Genomic DNA, 15,002 nt, shown 5'->3' with positions numbered 1-15,002 from the left:
GAGAAACAACATCCATGAAGATCGTCGACGCGACCGTCGTCGTCACCAGCCCCGGCCGTAACTTCGTCACCCTCAAGCTGACGACGGACGAGGGACTCACCGGCCTCGGCGACGCCACCCTCAACGGCCGCGAGCTCGCCGTCGTCAGCTACCTCACCGACCACGTGGCCCCACTGCTCATAGGTCTCGACCCGCACAGGATCGAGGACACCTGGCAGTCCCTGTACCGGGGCGCCTACTGGCGGCGCGGGCCGGTGACGATGGCCGCGATCGCCGCCGTCGACGTCGCGCTGTGGGACATCAAGGCCAAGGCCGCCGGGCTTCCGCTCTACCAACTCCTCGGCGGGGCCAGCCGGGACCGCGTCGGCACCTACGGCCATGCGAACGGCCGTGACATCCCCGAACTCCTCGACTCGGTCAGGGCCCGCCTGTCCGAGGGCTACCCCGCGGTCCGGATCCAGTCGGGCATCCCCGGTCTGCGGGCCGTGTACGGCGTGTCCAGTACGGACGACGCCGGATCGCCCGTCCTGCATCAGCAGGCCCGCCCCCTGGTGGAGGACTGGGACACCGACGCCTACCTGCGTCACATGCCCGCCGTATTCGAGGCGGTACGCGCGGAGTTCGGCGGCGAACTGCCCCTGCTCCACGACGCCCATCACCGGCTCACACCGATCCAGGCGGCACGGCTCGGCAAGGACCTGGAGCCCTACCGGCCGTTCTGGCTGGAGGACTGCACCCCCGCCGAGAACCAGGAGGCCCTGCGACTGGTGCGCCGGCACACCACCACGCCGCTCGCCATCGGCGAGGTCTTCAACACCGTGTACGACTACCAGGCCCTGATCACCGAGCAGCTGATCGACTACGTGCGCTCAGCGGTCACGCACTTCGGCGGTGTCACCCCGCTGCGCAAGCTCTTCGACTTCGCCGCGCAGTACCAGATCAAGAGCGCCGTGCACGGGCCGGAGGACATCTCCCCGGTGGGGATGGCCGCCGCGGTCCATCTCGACCTCGCCGTCCACAACTTCGGCATACAGGAGTACTCGGGTCACACCCCGCTCACCGAGGAGGTGTTCCGGCACGCGTACACCTTCACGGATGGGCACCTGCACCCCGGCGAGGCGCCCGGCATCGGAGTGGAGCTGGACGAGGACCTGGCCGCCGCCCACCCATACAAGGCGGCCTATCTGCCCGTCAACAGGCTCGGGGACGGGACTGTCCACGACTGGTGACCCCGGGTTCTTCCACGGGCCGGGGCCGTCCGGTCGGGCCGACCGGACGGCCCCGGCCCCGGTCATCCCGAAGGCCCTCGGCCACCACGACCCGTCCGCTACCACGACCCGTCCGCTACCACGACCCGTCCGCCACCACGGCTGGTCACCGAGGCAGGCGGAACACGGTCATCGCGTTCTCAGGCCGCGGCTCGCTCGTGGAGCGGGCGTCGGCGCAGGTCTGCGCGGGTGAGGGAGAGAGGTGTGGAGGAGACGTCCAGCGGGCCGATGTCGGTGCCGGGCGGGACGATCGCGTCGATCTTGTCGAGGATGTCGTCGCCGAGGGTGAGGGTGGTGCCGGCGAGCAGGTCGTCCAGCTGGTCCATGGTGCGCGGGCCGATGATGGCGGAGGTGACATCGGGGTGGCCGGTGGCGAAGGCCATGGCCAGGTGCGTGAGGGAGTGGCCGGTTTCTTCGGCGAGGGTGAGCAGCTGCTCGACCGCGTCGAGCTTGCGCTCGTCGGTGAGGTGCCGGGGGACCCAGCGCATACGGGCGTTATCGGGCCGCGCGGTGTTCTTGCGGTAGCGGCCGGTGAGCAGGCCCATGGCCAGGGGGCTCCACACCAGAACGCCCAGGCCGTGGCGGCGGCAGGTGGGCAGGACCTCCCGCTCGATGCCGCGGTTGAGGATGGAATAGGTGGGCTGCTCGGTGCGCAGGCGGTGCAGTCCGCGCCGCTGGGACACCCACTGCGCTTCGACGATCTCCGAGGCCGGCAGATTGGAGGAGCCGATCGCGCGGACCTTCCCCGCGCGCACGAGGTCGGTGAGCGCGGAGAGGGTCTCCTCGATGTCCGTGTGCGGGTCGGGGTGGTGGATCTGGTAGAGGTCGATGTAGTCGGTCCCCAGCCGCTTCAGCGAGCCCTCGACCGCCTGGACGACCCAGCGCCGTGAACTGCCGCCGCGGTTGGGGCCTTTGCCCATCGGTCCGTTGAACTTGGTCGCCAGTACGACCTCGTCGCGACGTCCTTTGAGGGCCTTTCCGACGATCTCCTCGGTCTCGCTGTAGCCGTACACGTCGGCGGTGTCGACGAAATTGATGCCCTCGTCCAGCGCCCGGTGGATCATGCGCACGCAGTCGTCGTGATCCGGATTGCCCATCCTGCCGAACACCATGGTGCCCAGGCAGTAGGCACTGACGTCGATGCCGGTCCGTCCCAGCTTCCGCATCCTCACGGTGATCCGCTTCCTGTCTGTCCCTGGCCTCGATGGACGAATACGCCGCCGCCCGAGCTCCGGCGGCGGCTGCCGTGACCAGGGGCGATGCCTCCTGAACGGCTCGAACGCCACCATGACAGAGGTAGAGGACAGGAAATGTCCTGTACTGCGCATGTCCTGTACTGCTGGGGCGCGTTTGTCTGCGGCGAGGTGGCGAGGTGGCGAGGTGGCGAGGTGGCGAGGTGCGCGAACGTCTTCATATGCCGGCGATCACTTGGCGAGTGCGGGACGACGCGTGGACCGGCCGGAGCCACTGCGCAAGGGCCGACCCCGCCCGACCAGCACCGCCGCCATTCCGGCACGCCACGGGACGCGGTGGGGCGGTCAGGACCGGCACCGATGTTGAAGTCGAGACCCCCGCCCGGCTTTTGTTCACTCTCTTGACGTATGTCGCGGCAGCTGTAAGCATCCGAGCTACGACAACGTTGTCAACCGGAAGGCGCTCAACATGTCCAGATTCGTCACCCGGTGGCGAACGGCGGTGGGGGCGACCGCCGCGGCGGTCATGGCGGGCCTGCTGGGAGTTCCCGCCGCCAGTGCAGCGCCGCACTCGGTCTCGGATCCGACTGGCTACGTCAATCCGCAAGTCGGCAACACCACTTCGGGAATGACGTTCCCCGGAGCGGCCGTGCCGTTCGGCATGGTGCAGAACAGTCCGGACACGAATGTGGGAAATGCCGCCTACAACTATGACGCCACCACTCTGACCGGCTTCAGCCAGGTGCATCTCTCCGGGATCGGCTGCCCCGCGGGCAGTTGGGTCCGGATCATGCCGACCGTGGGCGCGGTGACCGACACATCCCTCTCGGCGAACATGTCCGAGTTCAGTCATGACACCGAGGTGTCGAGGCCCGGTTACTACGGTGTGACGCTGGAAAAGCACAACATACGCGCGGAGCTGACGTCGACCACGCGCACGGGCGTCGACCGGTTCACGTACGCGGACGGCGAGGCGGATCGCAAGCTGATCGTCAATGTCACGGACGTCTGGGGGCAGACGTTCGCGAGCGATGTGAAGGTCGTCGGCGACAAGATCCAGGGTTCGGTGACGAGCGGCTCCTTCTGCGGGGCCGGTCGGCCGAGCCGTTACACCCTGCACTTCAGCATGACGCTCTCCGAGCCGATCGCCGGGGTCGCCACCTGGAACCGCGGCGAGAAGGTACCCGTCGCCGGGCGAACCGCTGCCACGGGCGGCGCTGTGCTCTCCTTCGCACCCGGCGGGAAGGCCCCGGTCGTCACCCACACCGGCGTCTCCTACACCTCGGTCGAAGGCGCGGAGAAGAACCGCGTCGCGGAGCTGTCCAAGGGCCCGGGGTCCAGAGGGAAGCTGAAGTCCTTCGACACGGTGCGGGACGACGCGCACGCGGTGTGGAAGAAGCAGCTCCGGAGTGTGCGGGTGTCCAGCGACTCGACCGACGACCTGAAGACCTTCTACACCGAGCTGTACCACGGGTTGCTGCACCCGTCGGTCGCACAGGACGTGGACGGCACATACCAGGGCTTCGACGGCAAGCCGCACAAAGTCGCGCCGGGCGACGACTACTACCAGATGCTGTCGATGTGGGACACCTACCGATCACAGAATCAGCTGATCGCGCTTCTCGAACCGAAACGCGCGACCGATATCGCCCGGTCGATCCTGGCCATCTACGAACAGGGCGGATGGGTGCCCCGGTGGTCGCTGGGCCAGGCCGAGACGAATGCCACCAGTGGTGATCCCGTGACGCCCTTCATCGTCACCCTGTATTCGCGCGGTCTGCTCGATGACGAACTCTCGGCCAAGCTCTTCGCCGCGCTGTGGAAGAACGTCAATGAGGTCCCGCCCCCGGCGACCAACATCAAGGCCCGCGAGTTCAATCCGGACTACCTGTCCAGGGGATTCATTCCGTCCGAGCGTATTCCGGGTGAGGCCGCTTCCATCGGTCTCGAGTACTCGCTGGCGGACTGCGCGCTCGGCACGATGGCCGTCGGCCTCGGAAAGTTCGCGGAGGCGGACGCCCTCCAGCCTCGCTGTGACGAATTCGCGCACATCTGGAATCCGGACATCGAGTCCAAGGGCTATGTCGGGTTCCCCCAGGTCCGCGCCGCTGACGGACGTTTTGTACCGACCGATGCGGTGGTGAACGGCAAGGGCTTCAAGGAAGGCACCGCCTGGCAGTACCAGTGGCTCGGCCAGCAGGACCCCGAGGCGCTGTTCCGGCTGATGGGCGGAGCCGACGAGGCCGAGAAGCGGCTCGATACGTTCTTCACCTTCCCGGCGGTCCTCGACGATGTCTCCACGGCGGCGGCGAAGCACTGGGTGACAGGGCCGATCGACTACAACGGCCACTTCGAGTTCAACCCGAACAACGAGCCCGACTTCCACGCCCCGTGGATGTACGCGTGGACGGACAGCCCCTGGAAGACGTCCGCGGTGACACGCGCGCAGCGCGCGCTCTACACGGACACGTACAACGGTATTCCCGGCAACGACGACCTCGGCGCCAGTTCGGCCATGGGCGCGTTCGCGATGCTGGGCCTCTTCGAGGCGCAGCCCGGCACGGGCAACTACATCTTCTCCGCGCCGATGTTCCCGAAGGCCGTGATCACGCAGTCCGACGGCACCCGGCTCACGCTGAACGCCCCGGGGGCGAAGTCATCGGTCAACCAGTACATCGACAAGCTGACCGTCGGGGGTGAGAAGACCGGTCGTAGCTGGATCTCGCACCACGACCTGCTCGCCGCCGGCACGGTCGACTTCAAGCTCACCACGGACGGAGCGTCGTCCCGCTGGGGACGCGGCAGCGGGAACCAGCCGCCCGCCATGCTGGGGGCGGAAGAGGACCCCGCCGCCAAGTCACCGATGGACTGAGGGAAACGGCCCTGGCCCGATCGGCGGATCGGGCCAGGGCCGTTTGTCCGGTGGTGCCCGGAGGCGTCGTCGTTGCCCGCGTCCGCATCGAGGTCGGAGGTACTGTTCCGGCATGATGCCGACGCTGCCTCGATTCCCGCCGTATCCCATCCGTGGCGTGCGCGTGCTGCATCAGAAGCAGAACTGCGCGCCGCACTTCGCGGAGATCACGGTGGATTTCGAGCCCGCGGCCGAGGGCTTCGCCTTCGAGGTGGCCGAGGGGCCGGCGGTGGCGTACGAACCCTCCGGGGATCTGCCGCGCTTCTTCGCGGCGGTCGCCGCGGGGATCAACGAGCAGTTGAACCTGCCCGAGCACGGCGTCGTGACCGCCACCCGGGTGGTGCTGCGGCGGGCCCGCGCCGAGACGTTCGGCTCCCACGAGTTGGCGTTCTGAATCGCGGGATATCTCGCCGCCCGCAAGGCTCTGGAGCATGCGAACGCGCCGCGCCTCTGAGCGGAGCCCCCGCCCCGCACCGGCCGGCCGCCGCGTTCCGCCCCGCCGACTACCGCGAGCGCCACGCGGTCGAGTGCGGGATGAACCGTCTCACGAGACACCGAGCCGCCGCCATTATGGTGCTGTCCCTCGCGTCATCACATACGTGTTCCCGACGTCGGGATCGCCGAAGAAGAAGAACAACGTCAGCTCGTCCTGCTGTGCGCGGTCCACGTAGAAGTACCACGTATACGTTGATGGTGGCTCAGGAGGCGGTTCCTCGCCGGTCGGCAGGGAAAGACGAGTTCCGGCCTGAGTCCGGGCCGTCAACGCCAGCCTGACCTTCTGTCCGCCGTCGTCGTCGGTCAGTTGCCAAGTCCCCGTACCTGAAAGGCGCCAGCCGTCGTCGAAGTCGAAGTCCTGACCGTCGAGATTCTCAAGAATGGCCGTTCCGTCTTCGTCAAATGCGAGGCGAGTGCCTTCGACGTTCTCCCAGACACCGGCGACGTCGGCAGGCGTGACGTCATGAAGCCCCGTTCCCCCGTAGTACGTATAGGGGCCGCACCCCGTCAGAACAGTCAACGCCAACACCAAGGCGAGCATGGCACCCCACACACGCAACCTGCTCCCACCCGCCACCAGACCGCCCGCCCCTCGTCCGCACCGACCCACCCGGTAGAAGTGGGCCGTGGCCGGATACTTTGCCAGCCGGGCTGAACGTGTTCAACTTTGTGGCTCCGGCTCGGGTCCGGGATGGGCAGCTGTCCGACTCGGACGTGTACTACCCGGAAAACCGCTTGCCCGCGTCAACCGCCGTGATGATCCTGGCTCGCCGGCCTCGAAAGCAGGAGCCGCTTCCACGATGGCAGCGGCAGCCCGCATCTGTACGAAGCGGAGGTGTCCGCGGCCGGTCCTGCCGGGACAGTCGTCGCCTTCGAGATCGGCACCGTTCATCGCGGCACGGCGATGACCGCGCCGCGCGGCGCCCGTTACACCATGCACCTGAACTTCCGTCCCCGCGGTGTCCCATGGGGGCAGCGCCGGGGCTGGGCCTATTCCGCCGGTCAGCGGGACTGGTCCAGGTTTGTCGAGCGGGCCACACCGCGCCAGCTCCAGGTATTCGGGTTCCCGCCGCCCGGACATCCGTACTGGACACCGGAGACGCTGGCCGGGACGGCGCTGCGGTATCCGGGGCTCGACCTCACGCCTTGGCGCCGGCCCGGCTGACCCCCTGCCGCGTTGCGTGGTCATCCGGAGCTTCAAAGTCACGCCCGCCTGGCGTTTCCGGGCAGAAGGGACTTCGGACCTACTCGCCCAGGCCCGTGCTTGAGGTAGCGGGTGAGTCGTGGGCGGCCAGTTCTTCGGCCAGTTCCATACAGCGCAGGCGGGCCGGGGAGAAGTCGTAGGGCATCTTGCCGACGGCTTCGAACGCGCTCATGGAGCCGGCCTCCCGCCTGCCGGAGCCGAGGTGGGCCTCGTCCTCGCCGTCATCGGCGGTAGCAGGGTGCAGAGTGTCCCAGGCATCGAAGAGGGCATCGTCGTCCTCATCCAGGCCGGACTCCTCGATGACGGCATGGAGGGCGCTTTCGAAGGCATGCCGCTCGACGGCCACTTGAGCCACCCGTGGATCATCGACGGCGACGCTGTCATCGAGTGCCTCCTCGGCGTCATCGACGCGGTCGGAATCCTCCCGCAGAGCGGGATGCGTGGCCAGGACGATGAAGCGGGTGGCCTGGACGGCCGCGCCGAGCGGGCCGAAGATCCGCTCAGTGACCAGCAGAGTGTCCAGGTCCGCCTGACGCAGGGAGCCCTCGGGCAGGCTCTTGAGGCGTTCGGTGACGAAGTCGGAGAGCAGGCCCATCCGGCTGCCTTCGGTGCGCATCCGCTGCACGGCGGTCCGTTGCCGCCGCAATTCCGCCTCCTGCTCGGTGAGGCTTTCCTCCAGCCGTTCCAGGGTGCCCGCGATACCGTCTCCGCTGTCCGCGCCGGGGGAAGCCGTGCCGGTGGTAAGGGCGTCACGGATGTCGTCCAGGGCGATCCCGGCGTCGGCCATCTTGCGAATCCACAGCAGACGGATCATGTCCTCGTACCCGTAGCGGCGGCGGTCGTCGCCGCCCCGCTCGGGCTCGGGGAGCAGGCCGATCTCGTGGTAGTGGCGAATCGCCCGTGGCGTGCTGCCGACGAAGGCCGCCGCGTCACCGATCTTGACCTGGCGGGGTGGCACGAAAGACGAACGCATGAGCAGGGACCTTTCCTCAACGGACCGGGACGTGAGTCCACCGGACCACATGCCGTTACGGAAGGTGCAACTCCCCGCCCGCCACATGCCAGGAAATGCGCCCTTCCTCCGCAATGATCGTAGGGCCGTCGTCACCTGCTACCGTCTGCCACGTTCGCCCCATATCTTGATGATCATCGTGCGGGGCGCGCACAGGAATCCGAACCTGGAACACGCTCTAGGCGGCCCCCCGCCGGGCGTTGTCGTTCTCGTGCATGCGCCGGTAGACGTACGCGGCCGTGGACAGCGTCATGTGGTGGTGCCAGCCCGGGAACGATCGTCCCTCGAAATCGAGCACGCCGTAGTCGTCCTCAAGGCTCTGCACCGCGGTACGGGTGAGCGTCAGACGGCGGATGAGGGTGAGTAACTCGCTGGTCCGCTGATGCGCCAGTGAGGTGAGCCAGTACCGCACGGGCCGTCGGCTGACGGACGAGACCTCGGCGAGGAGACGCCAGCCGCCGGGGCCGCCGGGTAACCGGGCCGGCGTGGAGAGCACATCCGCGTGACGGCCCGGACCGAGTCGCTCCGTGCTCACCACATGGGGTCGGTGAGCGGCCAGGTGTGCCATCAACTGGTGCGCGCCGAGCGGGCGTCCGCGTGTCGGCTCTCCGGGGGACTGCGGGGCGTCCGGCACGACCGGCTGGTCCTGCCGGACCTCGAGGACGAAGTCCTGCTGCCGCTGGCCGAGTTGCAGGGCCAGTTGCGCGGTGTCCATGCCGGGCTGCAGATCGGCGACGAACGGGGTCCGGCCGGAGAGCCGCAGTGCGGCGAGCCGGTCGACGAGTTCGAGCACGAGCGCCCAGTCGGGCGCCGCGCCGACGGACTCCGGCAGGCGGGCCCGCCGGCGGCGTACCGCGTCCCCCGACCACGTCTCGTCCACGAGCAGCCGCCAGTCGACGGGGATGCTCTCGTCCTCGGAAGTGAGGAACAGCCCTATACCCACCTGGCAGTTGAGCGTGCGCCCGGCCCCGGGCACGAAGCGCCGGTGCACTCCGACCGAATGCTCGCCGCGCTTCTCTATGAAGGTGACGCCCGTGGTCCATATGTGGTGGGGGAGATGCGCGGCGGCGGCGCGGGCCAGCGTCTCGCGGGCGGTCGTCCAGTCCCAGGGGCTGGCGCTGATGAACTGCTGCAGTGCGTGCGGGGCCCCGGGACAGGGGGAGACGCCGCGTGCGATACGCCGGATCGTCTTCTTGCCCGGCACGGTGAGCATGCCGCACAGATAGGCCTCGGCCCAGCGGCGCTGGTCGCTGCGGGGCAGATGACCGAATACGTCCGAGGCGAAGGCGGACAGGGCGCTGGGCGTGGTGACCGATCTCAACGGCACGGTGGAGACATCTGCTGTCGACATGAGACCCCCGGTGAACAGCCGACGTGGACAGTGACAAAAAATAGCACTTTTTTTCTTTCTTGGTCTGGGTAGGCAACCGGAACGCACGTCGGCTCGTCGGCGTTGCCCTGCTCCGTCGGGCCGCTGAACGTGCGCTGTCCACAGACCGCCAACGGGCGGGGGCATGGGAAGTTGACGCGCCTTCACGACGACGAGGGAGCGGCGTGATGGTCCAGGAGCGAGCCGAGCGAACCCGTCGCGCCATGGTGCACGCGGCGGCGGAGGAGATCGACCGCGGCGGCTACCACGGCGCCTCTCTGGCGAGCATCAGCCGGTCGGCCGGCATGTCGATGGGTGCCCTGACCTTTCACTTCCCCACCAAGGACAGGCTGGTCGAGGCGGTCCAGGCGCTGTCCGTGTCGATGGTCCGGGAGACCGTGGAAGCCGTGGAAGCCGTGGAAGCCGTGGCGGGCGCGGACGCCGTGGACGCCCCGGCGGGTACGGACTTCCCGGCGGGTACGGACTCCGTGGCGGGTGCGGCCTCCGTCCGGGCACCTTCCCTGGGCCGGGCCAGAGAGCTGATTCTCGCGATCAGCCGGCTGCTCGCGGGGGAGCCCGTCGTCCGGGCGGCGGTCAGGCTCGGCTGGGAACGGCCGTCCCGGGAGGACTGGACGGCCTCCTGGCTGCCGCGGGTGGGCGAACTGCTCGTACAGGCCCATGCCGACGGCGATCTGAGGCAGGACGCCGACCCGGAGACCGTCACCGCGCTCGCCGCCGGTCTCGTCCAGGGGCTGCATTGCCGCATGGGTGCCGGCGCCGACGCGCACGAGTCCCTGGGACAGCTCACCAGGATCCTCGACGTGATCCTGCGCTCCCTCTCGGCGCCCGGTCCCGGCGGCCCGGACACCCCGCGGCGCTCGCCCGGCAACTGACGCACTCCTCCTGCGACTTATTGAGGTTCCCGTGGCCCAGTCCGTGGCCGGTGCCGCAGGATCGGGGCGTGAGAAGTCCGGGACCGGCCGATGAGCGACACACGTGACGGGCCCGGACCGCTCCTGATCCGCCTGGGTCCCTTCATGCTCCCAGGCGCTTCGGATCGCTGCCGCTCCGGCGACGGGAATCCCCCGTCGCGTCGCCGGAGCGGCAGCTCGCCGGAGTCCCCTGCCGGACTCGCGCGGAGCACTGCGGCGGGTCGACTCGATGTACGGCCGCCGGCCAGTACGGAACCGCACCGATGCCCCCCATCCGGCAGCCCCCTTCGTCACCCGACCTGAGCGTCCAGGAGGACCACCCCATGACCAGCCAAATCAGTGACACGCCACCCCGCCGGGCGGGGGCGAGGCAGTGGATCGGTCTGGCCTTCCTGCTGCTGCCCACCATGCTGCTCACCGCCGACCTGGGCGTCCTGTGGCTGGCCACTCCGCCGCTCTCCGCCGACCTGGAGCCCACCAGCACCGAACTGCTGTGGATCAATGACATCTACGGCTTCGTCATCGCGGGTCTCCTGGTGCTCACGGGCAACCTCGGTGACCGCTTCGGCCGGCGCAGGGTCCTGCTCATCGGCGCCGCCGCGTTCACCGTCGCCTCGGTCGTGGCCGCGTACGCGCCGAACCCGCTGGTGCTGATCGGGGGCCGGGCTCTCCTCGGAGTCGCCGGCGCCGCCATCATGCCCGCCACCCTGGCGCTGATCTCCCACATGTTCACCAGTGAGCGGCAGCGGGCCAGGGCGATCGCCATGTGGGTCACCGCGCTGTCGGCCGGTATCGCCGTCGGCCCGGTGATCAGCGGGGTCATGCTGGAGCACTTCTGGTGGGGCTCGGTGTTCCTGCTCGGCGTACCGGTGATGGCTGCCGCGCTGATCGTCACGCCGCTCACGGTGCCCGAGCACGCCAATCGCGACGCGAAGAAGCTCGACTTCATCAGTATGCCGCTGCTGCTGCTGACCCTGCTGCCGCTCGTCCTCGCCATCAAGAACTTCGGTGAGCACGGCCTCGCGCTCTGGACCGTGCTGCCGTTGGTGGCCGGTGCGGTCTTCGGCGCCGTGTTCGTGGCCCGTCAGCGCCGTATCGACAACCCGCTCCTGGAGCTGAGCCTGTTCGGCCAGCGGACCTTCACCGCGGCGCTGCTGCTGCTGTTCGTCGGTCTCGCCGCCATGAACGGTGTGGAGTACGTGGTTCCGCAGTACCTCCAGCTGGTCAGCGGTGTCCCCTCGGCCGAGACCGGATGGCTGATGGTGCTGCCCGCCGTCGGTCTGGTCATCGGCTCGCAGGCCACGCCCCTGCTGACCCGCCGGGTCCGCCCCGCCTATGTGATCGCGGGCGGCGCGCTGATCGCCGTCATCGGTTTCGTGGTGCTCACCACCCTGCCCTCCGACGGTTCCGGGGTCGCCATCGCCGCCGTCGGCACCACGGTGATGATGGCGGGCCTCGCGCCGATCACCGTGCTCGGCACGGGCATCGCCGTCGGCGCCGCTCCGCCGGCGAAGGCCGGCCAGGCCGCCGCGGTCGGCCAGACCAGCTACGAACTCGGCCTCGCCTTCGGTATCGCCGCCACCGGCAGCGTGATGGCGGCGGTCTACCGGGGCCACGTCAGCGACTCGGCACCCGCCGGTGTCTCGAAGGACGTGGTCGCCGAGGCGGCCAACAACTACAGCGGCGGCGTCGCCGTCGCCGAACGCGTCCCCGGCGAACTCGGCTCCGCACTGGCCGATGTGGTCCGTTCCGGTCTCACCTCCGGACTTCACACCGCGGCCGTGGTGAGTGCGTGTCTCAGCGTGCTGCTGTGCGGCCTGTCCGTGTGGCTGCTGCGGAATGTTCCGGTGACCGGTGCCGAGGAGTCGGCGGACGACGAGCATCACGGCGACAAGGGCCACGACGACAAGCGCCACGACGGCGAACGCCACGACGACGACGTCCTGGCCGAGCAGCACGTGCGCACCACGTCGTCCAGCACCGGGGTATGACATCAAGGTGCCCGTACAGCGTGGGTGCGGTGCGGGCACCGTTCCACTCGTATGCCGAAACGACCGGCAATGGCGGCGGTCCGGGGGAGCCGTGTGTGTCCCCCCATATGTCTGCACCTACAGGGGGAGAAGTGCACATGCAGTTCCGTGTCCTCGGGCCGCTGGAACTCTCGGACAATGACAGAACCGTACCCATTCAGGGGACCAAGCAGCGGGCGATGCTGGGCTTTCTGCTGTTCAACGCCAACCGGGTCGTCTCCACCAGCGCGCTGATGGAGGCTCTGTGGCCGGTCGACGAACCACCCAACTCCGCTCGCAAGATCATGCACAACGCCATCTGGGGTCTGCGGGGAACCCTCAACCCGCGGGAGGACATGGCGGGCCGGGCCTCGCTGATCACCCGGCCGCCGGGCTACACCCTGCAACTGGACCCGGAGAACGTCGACTTGTACCGGTTCCACCGGCTGGCCGAGGAAGGCCGGTCCCAGCTGGCCGGCGGCTCGACGGACGGCGCCGCCGCGACCCTGCGCCAGGCCCTCGGCCTGTGGCGCGGCGACGCCCTCGCCGACCTCGTCGAGGCCGGCTTCGACTGGCCGGAGCTGACGGGCGTGGAGAGCGCCCGGATCGACGCCCTCGAGGACTACTTCGAGGCCGAACTCGCCCTGGGACGCCACCATGCCGTACTGCGCGAGATCGAGGCCGCCGTGGAGGCGGGCACGCTGCGCGAACGGCTCTGCGGCCAGCTCATGCTCGCCCTGTACCGGTGCGGCCGGCACACCGACGCGCTCGGTTCGTACAACAGATTGCGCGAACGCCTTGTGGAGGAGCTAGGCCTCGAACCCGGCCACCGGCTCCAGTCGCTCCAGCAGGCGATCCTGCGCCACGACGACGCGCTGCTCGTCACCGGCACCGAACGCCCGCCCGCCGCGAGTGTCCGGTCCGGGGCCACCGAGAGCGCCCGGCCCCGGACCGTGATCAACTCCGCGCGGCCCGAGCTGGTACGGCGGTCCGCGTCCGAGCCGCCGGCCGTCGAACGGACCGTCGTGGGCGAGTGGCCGGCCGCACCCGGACCGGTCCGGCCGGATGCCCGGGAGTACAGCGTGGTCATGGTGCAGACGGCCGTCGACGACGGCGGGGCGGCGCCGGACGACCCGCACGTCGAGTCCAGTCTCGCCTCGGTCGCCGACTCGCTGCGGGACACCGTCGAGTATCTCGGCGGCGCCGTCGCGGCACCGGCGGGCCCGGCGCTGCTCGCCGTGTTCACCGGCGACCAGGCACCCGAGCGCGCGGTCTCCGCGGCCCTCGCCATGCTCACCTGCCTCCCCTGCACCACCAGATTCACGGAACGGCAGCCGGTGAGCATCCGGGCGACCGTGGCCACGGGCGAGGCCCAGATGTACCGCCTCGTCGAGGGCGCGGACGCCCCACCGATGATCATCGGACCGGTCGTCGACACCTGCCGGACGCTTCTCGCCCGTACCTCCGCCGGCACCGTGCGGGCCGACGAGACCACCAGGGCCCGCACCAACACCACCATCAGCTACAGCGGCTCGGGCGGAACCGCCACCGGCTGGCGGGTGCGCTCCGCCCATTGGCGCTCCCTCGCGCACCCCTCGATTCCGATCATCGACCGGGATCCCGAACTCGACGTCCTGGGAAGCCTGTTGGCCCGCTCACGGCACCGGTCGGTGCCTCAGCTGGTCACCCTTCTCGGTGGGGTCGGATCCGGCAAGACCCGGCTGGTGCTCGAATTCGAGGGCCGCGCCAAGGCCCGTTGGGACGATACGCGGTTCCTGATGAGCGGCCCCGAGTGCGTCGACCGCCCGCTCGGTCTTCTCAGGGACTTCCTGCTCGCCCTGTGCGACGCGCCATGCGCCACCGAGACCGCCACCGTCGCCGGACTCGTACGACAGCGGGTGTACGCGAGCATCGCGGACCCCAACGAGGCCGCCGAGGTCGACGCGGGCGTCACCGAACTCATCACCACCGGCGGGCACGGGCCGGCCCCGCACCGCGTCGAACCGCTGGCCGAGGCCGGCATCAGGCTGCTGCGCGCGGTCGCACTCGCGCAGCCCCTGGTGCTCTTCGTGGACGACGGACATGAACTCGATGACGCGAGCCTGGATTTCCTCGAACAGCTGGTCGACTCGCCCCAGTTGCCGTCGCTCATGGTCCTCCTCGCCGCCCGGCCCCAGCTGCTCGACCGCAGGCCGTCCTGGGGCAGCGGGCAGGTCCAGGGCACCACACTGAGTCTCTCGCCCCTCTCCGACGCCACCGTCGACCGGCTCTCCGACATCCTGCTCGCCAAGATGCGCCAGGGAGTGGTCACCTTCCCCACCAGCCGCATCGGGGAGGGGTTCGGAGAGCAGATGGTCCCGTCCGGCAGACGGAAGGTACTGCGGACCCTCATGCGGATGGACGCCTCCGTGCCGCCGCAGCGCAACCTCGGCGGCGTCGGCGTCGGCCGGCGTGTGCCCCAGCCGCTCACGTAGCGCGGGAACCGGCATCGCCCCACCGGGTCACACGTCCGGTGGGGCGAAAGGTCCCCGCGACGGCGGCTCGCGGGCCCGGAGGAGCGCGGCACGCGGGGGACCGCGCAGACGACAACGCCGGTCTCCAGGACCTCG

At 69.4% G+C, this 15,002-nt stretch carries 11 protein-coding genes; 7 read left to right on the top strand and 4 right to left on the bottom strand.

What is annotated here, in order from left to right:
• Positions 1-14: 14 nt before the first annotated feature.
• The gene (gene manD, locus ACIOGX_RS21110) at positions 15-1,229 is read left to right on the top strand and encodes a D-mannonate dehydratase ManD (RefSeq protein ID WP_401915183.1); all 1,215 of its coding nucleotides are present in this window, start codon (positions 15-17) and stop codon (positions 1,227-1,229) included.
• A gap of 179 nt (positions 1,230-1,408) precedes the next feature.
• Here manD and ACIOGX_RS21105 read toward each other — a convergent pair whose 3' ends face one another.
• Positions 1,409-2,440, bottom strand: coding sequence for an aldo/keto reductase (locus ACIOGX_RS21105; RefSeq protein ID WP_401915180.1), 1,032 nt, complete (start codon positions 2,438-2,440; stop codon positions 1,409-1,411).
• 490 nt (positions 2,441-2,930) lie between these two features.
• Between ACIOGX_RS21105 and ACIOGX_RS21100 the strand changes: the two genes are divergently transcribed.
• Positions 2,931-5,333 (top strand): GH92 family glycosyl hydrolase, encoded by a 2,403-nt coding sequence (locus ACIOGX_RS21100; RefSeq protein ID WP_401915177.1) that lies wholly within the window; start codon positions 2,931-2,933, stop codon positions 5,331-5,333.
• A gap of 157 nt (positions 5,334-5,490) precedes the next feature.
• Positions 5,491-5,766, top strand: coding sequence for a hypothetical protein (locus tag ACIOGX_RS21095; RefSeq protein ID WP_401915174.1), 276 nt, complete (start codon positions 5,491-5,493; stop codon positions 5,764-5,766).
• Between the two features lie 174 nt (positions 5,767-5,940).
• Here ACIOGX_RS21095 and ACIOGX_RS21090 read toward each other — a convergent pair whose 3' ends face one another.
• Complete coding sequence (locus ACIOGX_RS21090) at positions 5,941-6,408, bottom strand: hypothetical protein (RefSeq protein ID WP_401915171.1); 468 nt, start codon at positions 6,406-6,408, stop codon at positions 5,941-5,943.
• A gap of 294 nt (positions 6,409-6,702) precedes the next feature.
• Here ACIOGX_RS21090 and ACIOGX_RS21085 point away from each other — a divergent pair, with 294 nt between their 5' ends.
• Complete coding sequence (locus ACIOGX_RS21085; protein ID WP_401915168.1) at positions 6,703-7,032, top strand: hypothetical protein; 330 nt, start codon at positions 6,703-6,705, stop codon at positions 7,030-7,032.
• Between the two features lie 79 nt (positions 7,033-7,111).
• On the opposite strand, the gene ACIOGX_RS21080 is transcribed toward ACIOGX_RS21085, so the two are convergent.
• Together ACIOGX_RS21080 and ACIOGX_RS21075 are read right to left on the bottom strand one after the other, a co-directional pair.
• Positions 7,112-8,044, bottom strand: a complete 933-nt coding sequence (locus ACIOGX_RS21080) for a MerR family transcriptional regulator (RefSeq protein WP_401915165.1) — start codon at positions 8,042-8,044, stop codon at positions 7,112-7,114.
• 217 nt (positions 8,045-8,261) lie between these two features.
• Positions 8,262-9,434, bottom strand: coding sequence for a transposase (locus ACIOGX_RS21075; RefSeq protein ID WP_356518667.1), 1,173 nt, complete (start codon positions 9,432-9,434; stop codon positions 8,262-8,264).
• 206 nt (positions 9,435-9,640) lie between these two features.
• On the opposite strand from ACIOGX_RS21075, the gene ACIOGX_RS21070 reads away from it, so the two are divergent.
• The 3 genes from ACIOGX_RS21070 (at position 9,641) to ACIOGX_RS21060 (ending at position 14,867) form a co-directional block, all read left to right on the top strand.
• Positions 9,641-10,345 (top strand): TetR family transcriptional regulator, encoded by a 705-nt coding sequence (locus ACIOGX_RS21070; RefSeq protein WP_401915162.1) that lies wholly within the window; start codon positions 9,641-9,643, stop codon positions 10,343-10,345.
• Positions 10,346-10,707: 362 nt separating this feature from the next.
• A complete protein-coding gene (locus tag ACIOGX_RS21065) occupies positions 10,708-12,375 on the top strand; it encodes an MFS transporter (RefSeq protein ID WP_356518665.1) in 1,668 nt (555 codons plus the stop codon).
• A 137-nt stretch (positions 12,376-12,512) separates the two neighbouring features.
• Positions 12,513-14,867, top strand: coding sequence for a BTAD domain-containing putative transcriptional regulator (locus tag ACIOGX_RS21060; RefSeq protein ID WP_356518664.1), 2,355 nt, complete (start codon positions 12,513-12,515; stop codon positions 14,865-14,867).
• Positions 14,868-15,002 lie beyond the last annotated feature (135 nt).

The organism is Streptomyces sp. NPDC088147 (assembly GCF_044741565.1).
Classification (GTDB): Bacteria; Actinomycetota; Actinomycetes; order Streptomycetales; family Streptomycetaceae; genus Streptomyces.
This window is presented reverse-complemented; position numbering and strand designations above follow the sequence as displayed.